At 71.9% G+C, this 17330-nt stretch carries 18 protein-coding genes and 1 tRNA gene; 6 read left to right on the forward strand and 13 right to left on the reverse strand.

The genetic code is table 11. The features are described from left to right. Positions 1-128: 128 nt before the first annotated feature. On the reverse strand, positions 129-773 hold the full coding sequence (locus ACIP93_RS20935) for a hypothetical protein (protein WP_401760883.1): 645 nt from the start codon (positions 771-773) through the stop codon (positions 129-131). Positions 774-820: 47 nt separating this feature from the next. On the opposite strand from ACIP93_RS20935, the gene ACIP93_RS20940 reads away from it, so the two are divergent. After that, positions 821-1009 carry a DUF5703 family protein gene (locus ACIP93_RS20940; protein ID WP_345224593.1) on the forward strand — a complete coding sequence of 63 codons (189 nt, stop codon included), beginning with the start codon at positions 821-823 and terminating at the stop codon, positions 1007-1009. A gap of 156 nt (positions 1010-1165) precedes the next feature. Here ACIP93_RS20940 and ACIP93_RS20945 read toward each other — a convergent pair whose 3' ends face one another. From ACIP93_RS20945 to ACIP93_RS20955, 3 genes are all read right to left on the reverse strand, one after another. Beyond that, positions 1166-1945: a chaplin gene (locus tag ACIP93_RS20945; RefSeq protein ID WP_401760885.1), complete on the reverse strand. Its 780-nt coding sequence runs from the start codon at positions 1943-1945 to the stop codon at positions 1166-1168. Between the two features lie 146 nt (positions 1946-2091). Next, complete coding sequence (chpH, locus tag ACIP93_RS20950; RefSeq protein WP_345224589.1) at positions 2092-2325, reverse strand: chaplin ChpH; 234 nt, start codon at positions 2323-2325, stop codon at positions 2092-2094. A 156-nt stretch (positions 2326-2481) separates the two neighbouring features. After that, positions 2482-3813 (reverse strand): M20/M25/M40 family metallo-hydrolase, encoded by a 1332-nt coding sequence (locus ACIP93_RS20955; RefSeq protein ID WP_345224587.1) that lies wholly within the window; start codon positions 3811-3813, stop codon positions 2482-2484. Positions 3814-4019: 206 nt separating this feature from the next. Between ACIP93_RS20955 and ACIP93_RS20960 the strand changes: the two genes are divergently transcribed. Next, positions 4020-4107: transfer RNA gene (locus tag ACIP93_RS20960), tRNA-Leu, on the forward strand. Positions 4108-4221: 114 nt separating this feature from the next. Here ACIP93_RS20960 and ACIP93_RS20965 read toward each other — a convergent pair. The 4 genes from ACIP93_RS20965 to ACIP93_RS20980 all read right to left on the reverse strand — a co-directional run bounded on the left by ACIP93_RS20965 (position 4222) and on the right by ACIP93_RS20980 (position 8309). Next, a complete protein-coding gene (locus ACIP93_RS20965; protein ID WP_401760887.1) occupies positions 4222-4851 on the reverse strand; it encodes an MBL fold metallo-hydrolase in 630 nt (209 codons plus the stop codon). Then, positions 4851-5936 (reverse strand): S-(hydroxymethyl)mycothiol dehydrogenase, encoded by a 1086-nt coding sequence (locus ACIP93_RS20970; RefSeq protein WP_401760889.1) that lies wholly within the window; start codon positions 5934-5936, stop codon positions 4851-4853. The genes ACIP93_RS20965 and ACIP93_RS20970 overlap by 1 nt, the downstream gene beginning before the upstream one ends. 110 nt (positions 5937-6046) lie before the next feature. Continuing rightward, entirely contained in the window at positions 6047-7534 is a 1488-nt protein-coding gene (locus ACIP93_RS20975) for an amino acid permease (protein WP_401760891.1), read from the reverse strand. Then, positions 7527-8309 (reverse strand): FadR/GntR family transcriptional regulator, encoded by a 783-nt coding sequence (locus tag ACIP93_RS20980; protein WP_345224579.1) that lies wholly within the window; start codon positions 8307-8309, stop codon positions 7527-7529. Before ACIP93_RS20980 ends, ACIP93_RS20975 begins: the two co-directional genes overlap by 8 nt. Positions 8310-8373: 64 nt before the next feature. On the opposite strand from ACIP93_RS20980, the gene ACIP93_RS20985 reads away from it, so the two are divergent. Further along, positions 8374-8877, forward strand: a complete 504-nt coding sequence (locus ACIP93_RS20985) for a gluconokinase (protein WP_401760893.1) — start codon at positions 8374-8376, stop codon at positions 8875-8877. A 79-nt stretch (positions 8878-8956) separates the two neighbouring features. On the opposite strand, the gene ACIP93_RS20990 is transcribed toward ACIP93_RS20985, so the two are convergent. The 4 genes from ACIP93_RS20990 to ACIP93_RS21005 all read right to left on the reverse strand — a co-directional run bounded on the left by ACIP93_RS20990 (position 8957) and on the right by ACIP93_RS21005 (position 13065). Further along, positions 8957-9604, reverse strand: a complete 648-nt coding sequence (locus ACIP93_RS20990; protein WP_401760894.1) for a cytochrome b/b6 domain-containing protein — start codon at positions 9602-9604, stop codon at positions 8957-8959. Then, complete coding sequence (locus ACIP93_RS20995) at positions 9546-10211, reverse strand: molybdopterin-dependent oxidoreductase (protein WP_401761029.1); 666 nt, start codon at positions 10209-10211, stop codon at positions 9546-9548. The genes ACIP93_RS20990 and ACIP93_RS20995 overlap by 59 nt, the downstream gene beginning before the upstream one ends. Before the next feature lie 260 nt (positions 10212-10471). Continuing rightward, a complete protein-coding gene (locus ACIP93_RS21000) occupies positions 10472-12052 on the reverse strand; it encodes an APC family permease (RefSeq protein WP_345224573.1) in 1581 nt (526 codons plus the stop codon). A gap of 68 nt (positions 12053-12120) precedes the next feature. Next, complete coding sequence (locus tag ACIP93_RS21005) at positions 12121-13065, reverse strand: hypothetical protein (RefSeq protein WP_345224570.1); 945 nt, start codon at positions 13063-13065, stop codon at positions 12121-12123. Positions 13066-13264: 199 nt separating this feature from the next. On the opposite strand from ACIP93_RS21005, the gene ACIP93_RS21010 reads away from it, so the two are divergent. Continuing rightward, complete coding sequence (locus tag ACIP93_RS21010; protein ID WP_401760897.1) at positions 13265-13723, forward strand: ASCH domain-containing protein; 459 nt, start codon at positions 13265-13267, stop codon at positions 13721-13723. Between the two features lie 69 nt (positions 13724-13792). On the opposite strand, the gene ACIP93_RS21015 is transcribed toward ACIP93_RS21010, so the two are convergent. Next, complete coding sequence (locus ACIP93_RS21015; RefSeq protein ID WP_401760899.1) at positions 13793-15568, reverse strand: FAD-binding dehydrogenase; 1776 nt, start codon at positions 15566-15568, stop codon at positions 13793-13795. Between the two features lie 291 nt (positions 15569-15859). Here ACIP93_RS21015 and ACIP93_RS21020 point away from each other — a divergent pair, with 291 nt between their 5' ends. Both ACIP93_RS21020 and ACIP93_RS21025 read left to right on the forward strand, forming a co-directional pair. Then, entirely contained in the window at positions 15860-16504 is a 645-nt protein-coding gene (locus tag ACIP93_RS21020) for a TetR/AcrR family transcriptional regulator (protein ID WP_401760901.1), read from the forward strand. A 29-nt stretch (positions 16505-16533) separates the two neighbouring features. Further along, entirely contained in the window at positions 16534-17304 is a 771-nt protein-coding gene (locus ACIP93_RS21025) for a glucose 1-dehydrogenase (RefSeq protein ID WP_401760902.1), read from the forward strand. The last annotated feature ends 26 nt before the right edge of the window (positions 17305-17330 follow it).

Here is a 17330-nt window from a genome sequence, read left to right on the forward strand (position 1 = left end):
GCCGGCGCGCCCCCGGCGCGGCGGGGGGGGGCGGGGCGGGGGGGGGGGGCGGGGGGGGCGGCGGGGGCCCGGGGGGGGGGGGGGGGCGGCGGGGCCCCCCCCCCCCCCGCGGCCGTGCCGCAACGGGCTCAGACCTCTTCGAAGTCGTCCATCTCGTCGTCGTCGAAGACCGAGCTGACGTCGAAGCGGCACACGACGTCGCGCTGGTCGGCACTGTCGAAGGGGGCGTTCAGCCACTCCCCCGGTTCGGGCAGTTCCTCCACGGCGGCCACCCACAGGGTGGAGTCGCCCTCCTCCAGGCCGAACTCCTTGTGCCGGGAGGCGATCTCGTCGGGTTCGTACTCGCCGAAGAGGACCCCGAGCGCGGCCTGCGCGCTGCTGCCGACGGCTCCGGCGGAGGCGGGCAGCCCGTTGGCGGTGACGTCGGGGTCGAGGTCGGCGAGCCGCTGGGCCTGGGCGAGCAGGCGCTGCGGCTGGGCGACGGAGTAGTCGCGGCGGATCAGCACGCTGAACGCGTCGACCGGGCCCTTGTGCGTGGGCACGGCGTCCTCGGGGCTGGGGATCTCGAAGGGGGTGACCTCGTCGTAGCGCTCGTAGAGCAGCTCGTCGTAGTCCTCCGCGGCTGCGGCCAGTTCGTTGAAGGCGTCGTAGACGGCGGGATCGTCGTCTCCGGAACGGCGCTCGACCGCCTCAAGGTGGCGGTCCAGCGCGGTTTTCACCGCCTCGGCGGCGGCGCGTACCTCGGCAGCGGTGGGCTGAGCGGCATCAGACATAGTGCAGACGCTATCCGTAGACGACCTCTGCCCGCACAATAGATGCGATGCCGGAATACGAATTTGTCGACGTGTACGTTCCGCGCGGGGTGTCCCGCACGGAAGCGACCCGTCTGCTGACCGACCATGCCGAGTACGGACACTGGGAGCTGGACCGTCTGAGCCTGCACCGCGACGGCAGTCGTCGGGTGCGGCTGCGCAGGCGGATCATCCGTCAACTGCGCGCCACGTGGTGAGCGTCACCGCGTGAGTCACCGGGTGCCCGGCGCGTACGCCGGGCAGCGGGGAACCCCGTCCCGGGCGTCTTCGGCGTGCACGCGCTTCCCGCGCGTTCGCCGGCGGAACGGGCCCCTGGACCTCGGGTCCCGTTCCGGCGTCGTACAGCCGCGGGGTCACGCCCGGGAGCGTGCCCTGCGGTAGAGCATCGTGCCCGCGACGAGCAGGCCCGCACCCGCCGGGATCACCGTGCCGAGCGCGTCGGAGGCACCGGTCTGCGCCAGCGCCTCGGAGGCCACCGGCTGCGCGACGTGCTGGGGCACGGGCGCGTTCGGGACGGTCCGGACGGGCGGCGGGGTGTGCGGCCGGCCCGGGGTGTGCGGCTGGCCGGGGGTGACCGGAGTGGGCGGCACGACCGGGGTGGGGGGCGTGACCGGCGGCTTCTCCGGGGTGACGGGCGTGGACTCGTTGGCGCAGTCGTTCCCGAACACCGGGTTCAGGAGCCCGATGACGCTGACTCCGTTGCCGCACGCGTTGACCGGGACGTGCACCGGCACCTTGACGTTGTTCCCGGAGCCGACGCCGGGGGAATTGCTCGTGTCGCCGTCGGCGGTCGCACCGCCGCCGGTCCGCGTGCCGGGCTTGCCGGGCGTGCCGGGCTTGCCGGACCTGTCGGGGCCGGAACGGCCGGGCTTGCCGGGCGCGGCCGGACGGGACGCGTTGGCGCAGGCGTTGCCGAACGCGGGGTTGAGGACACCCACCACGCTGACGGCGTTGCCGCACGCGTTGACCGGGACGTGCACCGGGACCTGCACCGAGTTTCCGGACAGCACGCCCGGGGAGTTCGACGCGTTCCCCTCCGCACCCGAGTCGGCGTGCGCGGAACCGCCGCTCAGAGCGAGCACGCCACCGGCGGCCGCCATGGTGATCAGACCTTTTTTGGTGACCTGACGCATTGGATCATTTCCTTGCCTCTGCCTACCGAAGAGCCCGCGGGCGTGCTTGCCCGCGGGCCGAAAGCCCAAGCGGCCCCGGAGTGCATGGCGCGCACTCCGGGGCCGCCCGGGAAATTCAAACCCTCAGGGGGTCCTGAAGCTCAACTTCAGTGGTTGACGCAGGTGTTGCCGAAGGTGGGGTTCAGCAGACCGATCACGGAGACCGTGTTGCCGCAGGCGTTCACGGGGATGTGAATCGGAGCCTGGACGACATTGCCCGAGAGGACACCGGGGGACTGCAGCGCAGCACCCTGGGCACCCGAGTCGGCGACAGCCATGCCCGCACCCGCGAGAACGAGGCCACCCGTAGCAGCCGCAGCAGCGACGACCTTCTTGATCATTGTTCCTCCTAGTTGAAAGGTGCGATCCCAGCCGCGGACCGCACCACCTGTAACGAAGAGAAACCGGCGGGGCTACGACCCGAGGAGCCCATTCACTCTTTTCATTCACCTCGTACACGTGGGCGAATAGTTGGGAGACCAGTTGGGCGATGCCGTTCAGCAGTGGTCGATGAACCGGTCCAGGACGCGGGCGCCGAACCGTAGCCCCTCGACCGGGACCCGCTCGTCGACGCCGTGGAACATGCCCGCGAAGTCCAGCTCCGGGGGCAGCTGGAGCGGCGCGAAGCCGAAACAGCGGATGCCGAGGTCGTCGAAGTGCTTGGCGTCGGTGCCGCCGGAGAGCATGTACGGAATGGCGCGGGCGATCGGGTCCTCGGCGCGCAGCGCGACCTGCATCGCGTCCACGAGCTTGCCGTCGAAGTCCGTCTCCAGGGCCTTGTCGCGGTGCGAGCGCTCCTCGTCGATCCTCACGCGGGGGCCCAGGATGCGGGCGAGGTCGGCGTGGAACTCCTCCTCGTACCCCGGCAGGAAGCGGCCGTCGACGTGGGCACTGGCCTGTCCCGGGATGACGTTCACCTTGTACCCGGCGTCGAGCATCGTCGGCGCGGCCGAGTTGCGCAGGGTGGCGCCGACCATCTTGGCGATGCCGCCGAGCTTGGCGAGGGTCTCGTCCATGTTCTCGGGGTCGAGCTCGGTGCCGAGGGCGTCGGAGAGCTCGTCCAGGAAGGACCGTACGGTCTTGGTCACCCTGACCGGCCACTCGTAGCGGCCGAGGCGCCCCACCGCCTCGCAGAGCTCGGTGATGGCGTTGTCCTTGTTGGTCATGGAGCCGTGGCCGGCGGTGCCGTCCACGGTGAGCCGCATCCAGTTCATGCCCTTCTGGGCGGTCTCCACGAGGTACAGGCGCAGGTTCTCGTTCACCGTGAAGGAGAAGCCGCCGACCTCGCCGATGGCCTCGGTCACCCCCTCGAAGAGGTCCGGGTGGTTGTCGACGAGGTGCCGGGCCCCGTAGGTGCCGCCGGCCTCCTCGTCGGCGAGGAAGGCCAGCACGATGTCCCGCGGGGGCTTGCGGCCGCTGCGCAGCCTGTCCCGTACGACCGCGAGGGTCATCGCGTCCATGTCCTTCATGTCGACCGCGCCGCGCCCCCACACGCAGCCGTCGGCGATCTCGCCGGAGAACGGGTCGTGCGTCCAGTCCGCCGCGTTCGCCGGCACGACGTCGGTGTGGCCGTGGATGAGGAGCGCGGGCCGGGACGGGTCCTCGCCCTCGATGCGGGCGACGGTGGAGGCCCGCCCCTGGTGCGACTCGAGGATCTGGGGGTCGAGGCCCACCTCGGCGAGCTTCTCCGCCACGTATTCGGCGGCCTTGCGCTCGCCGGGCCCCGAGTGGTCGCCGTAGTTGCTGGTGTCGATGCGGATGAGATCCCGGCAGAGGTCGACGACCTCGTCCTCGCCGGTCACCTTCCGGGTCGTGTTCGACTCGCTCACGCTGCTTCCTCCCACTGCGTTGCTGGTGGTCCCCCTCATCCTCCCGCCCCGGGCCCGCGCGCCCAAGGGGGGTCCTCTCCCGCAATGCGGCGTTCATGCAGGTGGGAGGGGTCGCGAGGGGTGGTGATCGAGCACCCGAAACCCCTGGTATTGTTTTCCACGTCGGAACGGGACAGCGCAGAACGGCCCCGAACGGCAGACACCTTGTCCGGGTGGCGGAATGGCAGACGCGCTAGCTTGAGGTGCTAGTGCCCTTTATCGGGCGTGGGGGTTCAAGTCCCCCCTCGGACACCAGCGAAGGACCCCAGAGAGATCTGGGGTCCTTTTGCGTTGCCGTGGCGCGGAGGGCGCCGGGGGCACGACGGGGGCCGGCCGGGGTGGGCGGGTCCCCGTCGTGGGGTGCGGGCGTCAGTGGCCGCGGGCGATCCAGTCGGCGAGTTGCGGGGCTTCCGCGCCGATGGTGGTGGGGTCGCCGTGGCCGGTGCGGACGGCGGTCTCCCCGGGGAGGGTGAGGAGGCGGTCGCGGATCGAGTCGATGATGGTCGGGAAGTGGGAGAAGGAGCGGCCGGTGGCTCCCGGGCCGCCCTGGAAGAGCGTGTCGCCGGTGAAGACCGTGGCCAGGGGCTCGGAGTAGAGGCAGACCGCGCCCGGGGCGTGGCCGGGGGTGTGCAGGACCGTGAGGGGGGCGCCCGCGACGGTGAGTTCCTGGCCGTCGGTGAGAAAGCCGTCCGGGGCGCGGTCGGGGTGGGTCTGCTTCCAGAGCGGGAGGTCGTCCTCGTGGAGGAGGATCGGCGCTCCGGTGGCCTCGGCGAGGGCCGGGGCGGCGTCGATGTGGTCGTTGTGCGCGTGGGTGCAGACGATGGCGCGCAGGGCGCGGCCGCCGAGGGCGGCGCGGATGGCGTCCGCGTCGTGGGCGGCGTCGATGACGATCGCCTCGGTGTCGTCGCCGACGATCCAGACGTTGTTGTCGACGTCCCAGGTGCCGCCGTCCAGGGAGAAGGTGCCCGAGGTGGTGAGGTGGTCGATGCGCACGGTCATCAGAAGGTCACCACCGAGCGCAGGACGTCGCCCTCGTGCATGCGCGCGAAGGCCTTCTCCACGTCGCCGAGGCCGATGGTCTCGGTGACGAACGCGGCCAGGTCGATGCGGCCCTGCTGGTGCAGGTCGATCAGCATCGGGAAGTCGCGGGAGGGCAGGCAGTCGCCGTACCAGGAGGACTTGAGCGCGCCGCCGCGGCCGAAGACGTCCAGGAGGGGCAGTTCGAGGGTCATCTCGGGGGTGGGGACGCCGACCAGGACGACCGTGCCGGCGAGGTCGCGGGCGTAGAACGCCTGCTTGTACGTCTCGGGGCGGCCGACCGCTTCGATGACGACGTCGGCGCCGTTGCCGCCGGTCAGCTCGCGGACGGCCTCGACCGGGTCGGCGGAGGTCGAGTTGACCGTGTGGGTGGCGCCCATGGACTTCGCGGTGGCGAGCTTGCGGTCGTCGATGTCGACGGCGATGATCTTCGCCGCGCCGGCGAGGCGGGCGCCGACGATCGCGGCGTCGCCCACTCCCCCGCAGCCGATGACGGCGACCGAGTCGCCGCGGCCGACCTGGCCGGTGTTGATCGCGGCGCCGATGCCCGCCATGACGCCGCAGCCCAGGAGGCCCGCGACGGCCGGGGAGACCGAGGGGTCGACCTTGGTGCACTGGCCGGCGGCGACGAGGGTCTTCTCGGCGAAGGCGCCGATGCCCAGCGCCGGGGACAGCTCGGTGCCGTCGAGCAGGGTCATCCGCTGCTTCGCGTTGTGGGTGGCGAAGCAGTACTGGGGGCGGCCGCGCAGACAGGCCCGGCACTGGCCGCAGACCGCGCGCCAGTTGAGGACGACGAAGTCGCCGGGGGCGACGTCGGTGACGTCCGGGCCGACGGACTCGACGACGCCCGCCGCCTCGTGGCCGAGGAGGAAGGGGAAGTCGTCGTTGATGCCGCCCTGCTTGTAGTGGAGGTCCGTGTGGCAGACGCCACAGGCCTGGATCCGCACCACGGCCTCGCCGGGGCCGGGGTCGGGGACGACGATCGTCTCGACGCGCACCGGCTCGTTCCTGCCGGGGGCGATCACGCCGCGCACCTGCTGTGGCATCTGGGGTCCTTTCTGACCTCTGGGCTGCTGACCTCGTAATACGTCCGACGATACGCGGATCGGCCGCCTCCCCGGGGAGAGACGGCCGACTGCGGGGCGAGGGGTGGGGGTCAGGGCTTCCCGGACAGCGGCACGGACTCCTCGGTGCGCTGTGCCGCGATCGCCGTGACCCGGCGGCGTACGACGAACCAGCCGCCGACCAGGGCCGCCGCGATGACCGGCAGGCAGTACACGGTCTTGCGGCCGTCCCCGCCGCCGTACCACATCAGGAACAGGACGCAGGCGAGGAAGACCAGCGTGACGATCTGGGTGTACGGCGCCCAGGGCAGCTTGTACGAGGGGCGCTCGACCAGGCCCTCCTTCGAGCGGCGGTAGAACAGCAGCGAGCAGATCATGATCATCGCCCAGGTGCCGAGGATGCCGATCGAGGCGAAGTTCAGGACGATCTCGAAGGCGTTCTTGGGGACGAAGAAGTTCAGCGCGACGCCCATGACGCCGAAGCCCGCGGTGAGCAGGATGCCGCCGTAGGGGACCTGGCCCTTGTTCATCCGGCCGGTGAACTTCGGGGCCGAGCCCGCCAGGGACATCGAGCGCAGGATGCGGCCGGTGGAGTACAGGCCGGAGTTCAGGCTGGAGAGGGCGGCGGTGAGGACGACGAGGTTCATGATCCCCGCCGCGCCCGGCACGCCGATCTTGTCCATGACGGTGACGAAGGGGCTCTGCTTGTCGCTGTAGGCCGTGTACGGCAGCAGCAGGGCGAGCAGGGCGACCGAGCCGACGTAGAAGATGCCGACGCGCCACATGATGGAGTTGATCGCCTTGGGGAGCACCTTGTGCGGCTCCTCGGTCTCGCCCGCGGCGACGCCGCACAGCTCCACCGAGGCGTACGCGAAGACGACGCCCTGGATGACGATCAGCATCGGCAGGACGCCCATCGGGAAGACGCCGCCGCCGTCGGAGATGGTGGAGAAGCCCGGGGTGTGGCCGTCGACCGGGGTCTGGGTGACCACCAGGTAGATGCCGATCAGCATGAAGACCACGAGGGCGGCGACCTTGACGATCGCGAACCAGAACTCCATCTCGCCGAAGTACTTCACCGAGATGAGGTTGGCGGTCAGCACGATGGACAGGGCGATCAGGGCGAGGATCCACTGCGGGATGTCGCTGAACATCGCCCAGAAGTGCGCGTAGGTCGCGGCGGCGGTGATGTCGGCGACGGCGGTGGTCGACCAGTTCAGGAAGTACATCCAGCCGGCTGTGTACGCCCCCTTCTCGCCCATGAACTCGCGGGCGTAGGAGACGAACGCGCCGGAGGACGGCCGGTAGAGGACCAGCTCGCCGAGGGCGCGGACGACGAAGAACGCGAAGACGCCGCAGACGGCGTAGGCGATGGCCAGGGAGGGGCCCGCGCCCGCCATGCGGCCGCCGGCGCCCAGGAACAGGCCGGTGCCGATGGCGCCGCCGATGGCGATCATGTTGATGTGCCGGGACTTGAGGTCCTTGCTGTAACCCTCGTCACCCGGGTCGACGTGGCGTGACGTCGAGGGAGGGGACGGCGGGGCGGTGTCGACTGCCGCAGTGCGGGTGCGGTCACTCATGTATCGCTTCGCCTTCGTGTGGGGGATGTGCGGTACCGGGGCGCACGATCGAATGCAGTGCGGACTCGACGCGTTCGAGGTGGGCGGCCATGGCGTGCACGGCTGCCCCCTCGGACCCCTCGACGATCGCTTCGACCAGGGCCCGGTGCTCGGCGTCCGACTGGCGTCGTCGGTCTCCGAGTTGGTTGAGGAAGCTGGACTGCCGCGCCAGGGCGTCCCGTATCTCTTCGATGACCTTCTGGAAGACGGGGTTGCCCGAGGCTCCGGCGACGGTGAGGTGGAACAGGGAGTCCAGCGCCACCCAGGCGGTGGGGTCGGTCTCGCGCTCCATGCTCTCGACCAGCCTCAGCAGCTGGTCGATGTCGTCCCGGGTGCGGCGCGAAGCAGCGTACCCCGCCACGGGGATCTCCACATGTCGGCGTACTTCCAGCAGGTCACGGGCCGAGTACGAGCCGAAGACCGGGTTCGGCCCGGACGAGCGGACGTAGGTGCCCTTGCCCGCGCGGGAGACCGTCAGGCCGAGGGCCTGGAGGGTGCGCAGGGCCTCGCGGACGACGGAGCGGCTGACGTCGTGGCGCCGGCCGATCTCCGCCTCCGTGGGGAGTTTGTCGCCCACGGCCAGTTCGCCGGACTCGATGGCGGCGCGCAACTGCGCCAGGACGACGTCGGTGGCGCTGACGCGTCGGGGCACAAGCCCTTGCAGGGGGTCGCCGTCGGCAGCGGCGCCGCCCGCGGGGACTCCGCCGGGGGTTGTCCGGCTGTCTGACAAGACCATGCGGAGAATGCTCGGACCTTGTTACTGGTGCGTCAAGAGTGAACAGACAGGAAGAGGCTCGCTGATGAATTTCTCACACGCGGTAGTGGTCATGGGGGTGGCGGGTACAGGGAAGACCACAATCGGGACATTACTGGCGGAAAGGATGGGCGTCGCGTACGCGGAGGGTGATGACTTCCATCCGGCGGCGAACGTCTCGAAGATGGCCGCCGGGGTGCCCCTGGCGGACGCGGACCGCCTCCCCTGGCTCGACCGGGTGGGGGCCTGGGCCCGGGAACGGGGCGCGGCGGGCGGTGTGGTGACCTGTTCGGCGTTGAAGCGGGCGTACCGGGACCGGCTGCGGGGGGCGGCGCCGGGAGTGGCGTTCGTCCATCTGGAGGGGTCGCGGGAGCTGATCGGGGCGCGGATGCGGGAGCGCAGGGGGCACTTCATGCCGGTGGCGCTGCTGGATTCGCAGTTCGCGGCGCTGGAGGGGCTCGGGCGCGACGAGTACGGGGTGACGGTGGGCGTGGAGGGGACGCCGGAGGAGGTCGTGGAGCGGGCGGTGAAGGCGCTGCGGGAGTTGTAGGGGGGCCGCCGGTGGGCGGGAGGGGCGCCGGTGGGCGGGAGGGGCGCCGGTGGGCGGGGGGCTGCCGGGCCCCGTGGGCTCAGGGGTCCCAGTGCGGGTGTTCGTCCTCGGCCCAGGATCGGTCGACCGTGCCGGTGCGCATGCCGGTGCGGGCTTCGGGGTGGGTCAGGGCCATCCACAGGTGCCCGGCGATCACGACGCCCGCGGCGAGGGCGAGCCAGTCGTGGACGAAGGTGGCCCCGGTGCGCCAGCTCAGCGGCGCCAGGCCGGTGAACCACATCAGCAGCCCGGTGCCGAGCATCACCAGCCCCGCGCCCGCGATCCAGCCCGCGTACAGCTTCTGGCCCGCGTTGAACTTGCCCGCCGGCCGGTGGCCGCGGCGTCCGCGCACCGCGCGCAACCACTCCCTGTCGTACGCGGTGAAGCGCGCCAGCAGCGCGAGGTCGGCCCGGAACGCGCGCGAGGCCAGGCCCAGCAGGTAGGGGGCCGGGAGCAGCAGGCCGGTCCAGATGTGGACGGTGACCACCAGGTGGCGGCGGCCCACCAGTTCCGCGAGGGAGGGGAGGTAGAGGCAGGCGGCGGTGGCGACGCACAGCAGGGCCAGGGTGGCGGTCGCGCGGTGGACGAGGCGTTCGGCACGGGTGAAGCGCCGTACGCGGGCGTGGGGTTCAGACGGTCGGGGTGTCGGTGCGTCCGTTGGACCTGCCGACCCAGGCGTCGACGTCATAGCCCAGCTCCTCCCAGTAGCCGGGCAGCACCCGGTCGGTGACGTTGATGCCGGAGAGCCACTTCGCCGACTTGTAGAAGTACATGGGGGCGACGTAGAGGCGGACCGGGCCGCCGTGGCTGTGCGGGAGGTCCCTGTCCTGCATCTTCAGGGCCACCAGTACGTCGTCGCGGCGGACCTGGTCCAGGGTGAGGCTCTCGCTGTACGTGCCGTCGAAGCACAGGAAGCGCAGGGCCCGGCCGGCCGGTTTGACTCCGGCGAGGTCCAGGAGGTGGGAGAGGCGTACGCCTTCGAAGGGGGTGTCGGGGACCCGCCAGCCGGTGACGCACTGGACGTCGCGGACGACGCGGGTCTGCGGCAGGGCGCGGAGCTGGGCCAGCGTGTAGGCGGCCGGGCGGTCCACCAGGCCGCCGATGTCGAGGCGGTAGGTGGCGGGGGTCTTCTTCGGGACGGAGTCGGCGACCGAGTAGTAGCGGAAGCCGCTGCTGTTCGGGAGGAGGCCGGTGATGCCGGTGGGGTCCTTGCCCGCCGCCGCGCCGAGGAAGGAGTCGACGCCCTCCTGGACGTACGGGGCAGCCGCCACCCCCGCCGCGCCGAGGCCCAGCATGCCGAGGACGAGGCGGCGGCCGACGGGCGCGCCGCGGGACGGCTCGGGCGCGGGCGGGGGCGACGCGGGCTCGGCGGGCGGTCCGGGTGCGGGCCGTGGCAACGGGGCGGGCCGGTCCGGTGGTGGGGGGGTCACCCCTCGATTCGAGCACTCGCGGGTCCCGGGCGCAAAGGTTCGCGCGCGGACGTCAGACTTTCGTCATGACGGGCGGACGCGGCGGGGGCGGCGGTGTGCGGGCCGCCGCCCCCGCCCCGGTGGGCTCAGCGGCCCGTGGTCCCCGGGGCCGTGCCGGCGGCCTTGTCGAGCTGGAAGGCCTCGTTGCCCAGTCCGATGCGGGCGTGCACCTCGGGCTTCCTGGCCTTGAGGACGGCTCCGTAGGCGAGGCCGCCGAGCGCGGTGACGCCGATGACGGCGGGCAGGATCCAGGTCAGCGCGGAGCCGGACTCGGCGCCGACCAGCTTGGCGAAGTCCTTGACCGTGTAGGCCGCGATGCCGAGCAGGGCGGTTCCGGCGAGGCCGGAGCACAGGAGCCGCCACTTCTGGGCCGCGCCCGCCCCGCGTCGTACGAAGAAGGCGATCACGGCGAACGAGGCGACCGCCATGAGGAGGATCACGCCGAGGGCGCCCACGTTGCCCATCCAGGTGAACAGGTGGAGGACGGGGGTGGTGGGGTCGTCGATCGGCTTGTCGTCGGTGAGCGCGAAGGCCAGCACCACGATCAGGGAGATCACGGACTGGAGGACGGAGCCGGTGGCGGGGGCGCCGCTGGTCTTGCTGGTACGGCCGAAGGCGGCCGGGAGGAGGCCTTCGCGGCCCATCGCGAAGGAGTAGCGGGCTACGACGTTGTGGAAGCTGAGCAGCGCGGCGAACATGCCGGTGACGAAGAGGATGTGCAGGACGTCGGTGAAGGTGGTGCCGAGGCGTTCCTGGACCAGGGTGAAGAGCATGCCCGGCCCCTGGTCGGTGGCCAGCTTCGAGACCTTGTCGGGTCCGGCGGCGACGCTGACGGCCCAGGAGCTGAGGGCCAGGAAGATCGCCGAGTAGGCGACGCCGAGGAACATCACCCGGGAGACGATGACGTGCGGGCGCTGGGTCTCCTCGGCGTACACCGGGGCCTGCTCGAAGCCGACGAACGCGGCGATGGAGAAGCAGAGCGCGGTGCCGAGCGCGACGCCGGGGCCGGTGAGGGTGGACGGGTCGAAGGCCGCGAAGGACAGGCCGGTGGCCTTGGCGGGCTCGGCCACGGCGGCGATGTCGAAGACGACGACGAGCAGGCACTCGATGAGCAGGAGCACGCCGAGGACCTTGGCGTTGAGGTCGATCTTCAGCCAGCCGAGGAAGCCGATGAGGAGGACGCAGACCACGGCGAAGACCCACCAGGAGACCTTGAGGCCGAGGTAGGTGGCGAAGATGCCGGAGAGCTCGAAGCCGAGGATGCCGAAGATGCCGACCTGCATCGCGCTGTACGCGACGAGGGCGACCAGGGAGGCTCCGGCGCCGGCGGTGGCGCCGAGGCCGCGGGCTATGTAGGCGTAGAACGCGCCGGCGTTGTGGACGTGGCGGCTCATCTCGGCGTACCCGACGCTGAAGAGCAGGAGTACCGCGCCGAGGATCAGGAAGAGCAGCGGCTGGCCGACCACGCCCATCACGCCGAAGATCGTGGGCATGACACCGGCGACGACCATGAGGGGCGCGCTGGCGGCGAGGACGGACAGCAGGAGGCCGAGGGTGCCGAGGCGGCCGGCGCGCAGGGCGCCCTCCTCGCCCTTGTAGGTGTTGATTCCGGCGTCGCCGCTGGCGGTCTCTCGGGTCGTGCGGGTGGGTGAACTGCCCGTGGCCATCGCGGGGTCTTCCCTTCGGGGTAGGCGGGTGGAGGGGGTGCGGTGGTGCTGGACGTGCGTCTGGTGGGTCAGGCGTCTCCGAGTACGACGCCGCGCGCGGCGCGGAAGGCCTGGTAGGGGTCCCGGTCGGGGTAGGACCACGGGGCGGCCGTACGGTGCGGGCCGATCCGGTGGAACAGGGCGGCGGCCTCGGCGTGGCGGCCCTCGCAGAACTTCGCGTGGGCCAGGTAGTTGAGGTCGACGCGGGAGCGGGGGTGGTCCTCGCGCTCCCACTCCAGCCACCAGTCGAAGGCCGCCTTCATGGCCTGCCGGGCGCGGCGGCCCGACCAGTGCCCCGACAGCTCCGGCTCCGCCGGGATCTGCCCGGCGACGGCGAGCGCGCGGTAGCGCTCGGCGTGCGCGATCACGGGCAGCACGGCCAGCGGGGAGTCGGCGGGGGCCTGTTCGGCGGCCCAGGCGGCGAAGTCGTACACCTCGTGGAGGGGGTCCTGCCCTATGTCGGGGCGGCGCTCGGCGAGGCGGGCGATGATCAGGTGGTGGGCGTGGTGGTGGTCGGGGTGGCGCAGTCTGACCTGGTCGTAGAGCTGGGTGACCTCGTCCTCGGTGCCGAGGTGGCGGGCGAGGAGGAGCTGGGCGAGCCAGGGCGTGGGGTCTTCGGGGACCAGCCCGGCGGCCTTGCGGCAGGACTGCCGGGCGCGGTCGGGGCAGCCCTTGCCGAGCAGGGCGGCCTGGGTTTCGGCACAGGCCAGCAGGGCTGCGGCGTCGGCGCTCTCGGGCTCGGCGATGAGCCAGTCCTTCGCCCAGGCCAGGGTGCCCTTGGGGGCGGCGAGGACGAGGAGGCGGTGGCCGCGGCGGTCCCAGTCGTCGCCGGTACGGGCGAGGAGGGAGCGCACCCGGGTCCATCTGCCCTGACCCAACTGCTCGCGCGCTTCGATGAGTTCGGTGTCGTCGAGGGCAGGGTCGGGCGGCTGTTCGCCGCGACGGCGGCGGAGAAGGGGCGGAGGAGGGGCCATCCGCGGGGTACCTCCACGACGCGCGACAAGTGAGCCTTTGATCACGCACAGCAAAGCGGTAGGGGTTGCTCCGCGTCAAGCCGGATCATGTCGGGTCGATGTCGAACTGGCGGCGACGGCAGGGCGGTTGGGGTGACGGTCGGTGACATCGGGCCAGGCCCGGGGCTCGTCGCACGGTCGCCGTGGCTAGTCTGGGCGCATGGACGACCATCAGAATTCCGCCGGTGCCGCCGGCGTCCGCGCGCCGCTCCCGCCGTACCTGCTGGCCATGCCGGGGCCGCTGCGGGACCAGTTGGTGGCGGCGGTGCTCGCGGGCCGGAAGGTGTCGACGACGGGCCTGCTGTGCGAGTTCGAGGCGGAGGACGAGGAACTGCCGCCGGTGGGCGAGCGCTCGGCACTGATCGACTCGGCGGGGCGGGAGGTGGCGGTGCTGGAGATCACGGAGGTGCGGGTGCTGAGGCTGGGCGACGTGGACCTCCAGCACGCGCTGGACGAGGGTGAGGGGCACACGTCGGTGGCCGAGTGGCGGGCGGGGCACGAGGCGTTCTGGCACGGCGAGGAGATGCGGGAGGCCCTGGGGGACCCGGACTTCGTCGTGGACGACGACACGATGGTGGTGGCGGAGAGGTTCCGGGTGGTGGAGGTGCTGGGCGGCTAGGGAGCGGGCGGGCCCGGACGGGACGGGACCGGCCGCCCCCGGCGCCGAGGGGCGGGCACGCCCCCAGGGTTACACGACCTCGCGGGCCGCCGCCCGTCCCGCCGCCCGCCCGGAGAAGATGCAGCCGCCGAGGAACGTGCCCTCCAGCGAGCGGTAGCCGTGGACGCCGCCGCCGCCGAACCCCGCCGCCTCGCCCGCCGCGTACACGCCGGGCAGCGGAGTGCCGTCCGGGGTCAGGACGCGGGAGGAGAGGTCGGTCTCCAGGCCGCCGAGGGACTTGCGGGTCAGGATGTGCAGACGTACCGCGATCAGCGGGCCCGCCTTCGGGTCCAGGACGCGGTGCGGGGCGGCCGTGCGGATGAGCTTATCGCCGAGGTACTTGCGCGCCCCGTGGATCGCCGTGACCTGGAGGTCCTTGGTGAAGGGGTTGGCCATCTCGCGGTCGCGGGCGACGAGTTGGCGGCGCAGGTCGGCCTCGTCGATGAGGGGTTCCTTGGTGAGGGCGTTCATGCCGCGCACCAGGGAGGCGAGGTCCTTCTCGACGACGAAGTCGGCGCCGTGGTCCATGAACGCCTTGACCGGGGCGGGGACGGCGGCCCTGGCCCGGTCGAGGACGCCGCGCACGGACTTGCCCGTCAGGTCGGGGTTCTGCTCGGAGCCGGAGAGGGCGAACTCCTTGCCGATGATCTTCTGGTCGAGCACGAACCAGGTGTAGTCGTAGCCGGTCTTCATGATGTGGTCGAGCGTGCCGAGCGTGTCGAAGCCCGGGAAGAGGGGGACGGGCAGCCGCTTGCCGCGCGCGTCCAGCCACAGGGAGGAGGGGCCCGGCAGGATGCGGATGCCGTGCTTGGCCCAGATCGGGTTCCAGTTCTGGATGCCCTCGGTGTAGTGCCACATCCGGTCGCGGTTGATGTGGCTGGCCCCGGCTGCCTCCGTGATGCCGAGCATCAGGCCGTCGACGTGCGCGGGAACGCCGGAGAGCAGGTGCTCGGGCGGGGCGCCCAGGCGCTCGGGCCACTGGGCGCGGACCAGGTCGTGGTTGCCGCCGATGCCGCCGGAGGTGACGATCACCGCCTGGGCGCGCAGCGAGAAGTCACCGGTGACGGTGCGGGAGCTGGCCGTGCCGCGCTCGGCGGAGGACGCCTCCAGGACCTCCCCGGTGACGGTGTCGACCGCTCCCCCGGTACGGGCCAGGCCCGTCACCCGGTGCCGGAAGCGGAAGGTCACGAGCCCCCGGGCGACGCCCTCGCGGACCTTGCGCTCGAAGGGGGCGACGAGACCGGGGCCGGTGCCCCAGGTGATGTGGAAGCGGGGCACGGAGTTGCCGTGGCCGTTCGCGTCGTAGCCGCCGCGCTCCGCCCAGCCGACCACCGGGAAGAAGCGGACGCCCTGCTGGTGCAGCCAGGAGCGCTTCTCCCCCGCCGCGAAGTCGACGTACGCCTCGGCCCACTTGCGGGGCCAGGCGTCCTCCGCGCGGTCGAAGCCCGCGGTGCCCAGCCAGTCCTGGAGGGCGAGGTCGCGGCTGTCCTTGACGCGCATCCGGCGCTGCTCGGGCGAGTCGACGAGGAAGAGACCGCCGAAGGACCAGTGCGCCTGGCCGCCGATGGACTGCTCGGGCTCCTGGTCCAGGAGGATCACCGTGCGGCCGGCGTCCACCAGTTCGGCGGTGGCGACGAGACCGGCGAGGCCCGCGCCGATGACGATGACGTCCGCGTCGTAACCGGCGCGGTGCGGGTCGCCCGGGCGGCCCGGGCCACCGGCGTCGCCCGCACGGCCGGCACCGCCCGCCTCGCCCGAGCCGCCCGTGACGTCCTGGCCGGTGGCGTCGTTCCCCTTGGCATCCATGGCCCGATCTTCGGTACGCGACAGTAACTAGTCAACCGTTCGGCCGTACGCTTCCTGGCCGCGGGCACGGCGCTGCCGAACCGGCGTCCGGCGATGCCGGGCGGGGCGGCCGAGGCGATGGGCACGGCAGCCGCCCAGAAGGTGTCGGCCGGCCGCCGAGCGGACGGCCGGCCCGCGCCCGCTTCCCCTCCGCGCCGCACCCGCACCCTCGGCCGGCCCGTTTGATGCCGGACATTGATCGATTGATGTCCGGCATTGCCATTTAATAATGGCCAGTATTACAGTGGTCGCATGGCAAGGACATCAGGACCCGAGACCCGCGAGAAGCTCGTCCGCGCGGCAGAGGAGGTCTTCGCCGCGCAGGGCGTGGACGGCGCGCAACTGCGGGACGTGGTGCAGCGGGCCGGGCAGGCGAACCCGTCGGCCGTGCAGTACCACTTCGGCTCGCGCGCCGGGCTCCTGGACGCCGTCATGGCCGGCCGGCAGGCGCGCACCGAGCAGGTGCTCGCGCCGCTGCTGGCGCAGGTTCCCGAAGCCGCTCCCGTACGGGACCTGCTGACCGCGCTCGTCGCGGCGGAGGCCTCCGAGCTGGCCGACCCGCGCGGGCTGCGCTGTCTGCGGATCTCGGCGCAGCTCAGTCACGAGAGCGGGGTGCGCACCAGGACCCCGCACCCGACGCTGGCGGGCACCGCGTACTGGCGGCTGATCGAACGGATCGAGGCCGCGCTCGTACGCGACGGGCTGCCCGAGCCGCTGCGGCTGGAGCGCCTGGACCTGGCCCTCACGCTCGTCGGAGCGGCCCTCGCCGACCGGGCCCGCCAACTGCTGACCGACCGGAAGCCGCTGACCTCGGTGAACGTGTTCCTCGCCGACCTCGTGGAGACGACGACGGCCCTGCTCCGGGCGCCCCACACCCACGTACCGGAACACTCCTGAACCGCACACTCGTGAGAGAAGAACACACCATGGGCAACAACGACCTCACCGGCAAGACCGTCGTCATCACCGGCGGCGCCCGGGGCCTGGGCGCGGCGGCCGCCCGGCAGGCCGTCGCCGCGGGCGCGAACGTCGTGATCACCGACGTGCTCGACGAGGAGGGCGCGGCGACCGCTGCCGAGCTGGGCGAGCGGGCCCGGTTCCAGCACCACGACGTGACGAGCGAGGAGGACTGGGCGCGGGTGGCGGCGTACGCGGTCGCCGAGTTCGGCGGCATCGACGGCCTGGTGAACAACGCGGGGATATCCACCGGCCAGTTCCTCGCGGACGAGTCGGTCGAGCACTTCCGCAAGGTCCTCGACATCAACCTGACCGGTGTCTTCATCGGCATGAAGGCCGTCATCCCGGCGATGCGGGACAGCGGCGGCGGCTCGATCGTCAACATCTCCTCCGCGGCCGGCCTGATGGGCCTGGCGCTGACCGCCGGGTACGGCGCGTCCAAGTGGGGTGTGCGCGGCCTGACGAAGATCGGCGCCGTGGAGCTGGGCACCCAGAGGATCCGTGTGAACTCGGTGCACCCGGGCATGACGTACACCCCGATGACGGCCTCCGTCGGCATCCGGCAGGGCGAGGGCAACTACCCGAACACGCCGATGGGCCGGGTGGGTGAGGCGGACGAGATCGCGGGCGCGGTCGTCTTCCTGCTGTCGGACGCGGCGTCCTACGTCACGGGCGCGGAGCTGGCGGTGGACGGCGGCTGGACGACCGGTCCGACCGTGAAGTACGTCATGGGTCAGTGATCCACTGCTTGTTGTTGGATGGGGTC

The organism is Streptomyces sp. NPDC088745 (genome assembly GCF_044751045.1).
Taxonomy (GTDB): domain Bacteria; phylum Actinomycetota; class Actinomycetes; order Streptomycetales; family Streptomycetaceae; genus Streptomyces; species Streptomyces cremeus.

Bases quoted from the DNA above. Each gene is read 5' to 3' on its own strand.
- ACIP93_RS21020 (WP_401760901.1), top strand. From the start codon at position 15,860: ATGGCAAGGACATCAGGACCCGAGACCCGCGAGAAGCTCGTCCGCGCG.
- ACIP93_RS20990 (WP_401760894.1), bottom strand. From the start codon at position 9,604: ATGACGTCGACGCCTGGGTCGGCAGGTCCAACGGACGCACCGACACCC.
- ACIP93_RS20965 (WP_401760887.1), bottom strand. From the start codon at position 4,851: ATGACCGTGCGCATCGACCACCTCACCACCTCGGGCACCTTCTCCCTG.
- chpH (WP_345224589.1), bottom strand. From the start codon at position 2,325: ATGATCAAGAAGGTCGTCGCTGCTGCGGCTGCTACGGGTGGCCTCGTT.
- ACIP93_RS21010 (WP_401760897.1), top strand. From the start codon at position 13,265: ATGGACGACCATCAGAATTCCGCCGGTGCCGCCGGCGTCCGCGCGCCG.
- ACIP93_RS20985 (WP_401760893.1), top strand. From the start codon at position 8,374: ATGAATTTCTCACACGCGGTAGTGGTCATGGGGGTGGCGGGTACAGGG.
- ACIP93_RS20970 (WP_401760889.1), bottom strand. From the start codon at position 5,936: ATGCCACAGCAGGTGCGCGGCGTGATCGCCCCCGGCAGGAACGAGCCG.
- ACIP93_RS20940 (WP_345224593.1), top strand. From the start codon at position 821: ATGCCGGAATACGAATTTGTCGACGTGTACGTTCCGCGCGGGGTGTCC.
- ACIP93_RS20980 (WP_345224579.1), bottom strand. From the start codon at position 8,309: ATGGTCTTGTCAGACAGCCGGACAACCCCCGGCGGAGTCCCCGCGGGC.
- ACIP93_RS21025 (WP_401760902.1), top strand. From the start codon at position 16,534: ATGGGCAACAACGACCTCACCGGCAAGACCGTCGTCATCACCGGCGGC.
- ACIP93_RS21005 (WP_345224570.1), bottom strand. From the start codon at position 13,065: ATGGCCCCTCCTCCGCCCCTTCTCCGCCGCCGTCGCGGCGAACAGCCG.
- ACIP93_RS20945 (WP_401760885.1), bottom strand. From the start codon at position 1,945: ATGCGTCAGGTCACCAAAAAAGGTCTGATCACCATGGCGGCCGCCGGT.
- ACIP93_RS20995 (WP_401761029.1), bottom strand. From the start codon at position 10,211: ATGCTGGGCCTCGGCGCGGCGGGGGTGGCGGCTGCCCCGTACGTCCAG.
- ACIP93_RS21015 (WP_401760899.1), bottom strand. From the start codon at position 15,568: ATGGATGCCAAGGGGAACGACGCCACCGGCCAGGACGTCACGGGCGGC.
- ACIP93_RS21000 (WP_345224573.1), bottom strand. From the start codon at position 12,052: ATGGCCACGGGCAGTTCACCCACCCGCACGACCCGAGAGACCGCCAGC.
- ACIP93_RS20935 (WP_401760883.1), bottom strand. From the start codon at position 773: ATGTCTGATGCCGCTCAGCCCACCGCTGCCGAGGTACGCGCCGCCGCC.
- ACIP93_RS20975 (WP_401760891.1), bottom strand. From the start codon at position 7,534: ATGAGTGACCGCACCCGCACTGCGGCAGTCGACACCGCCCCGCCGTCC.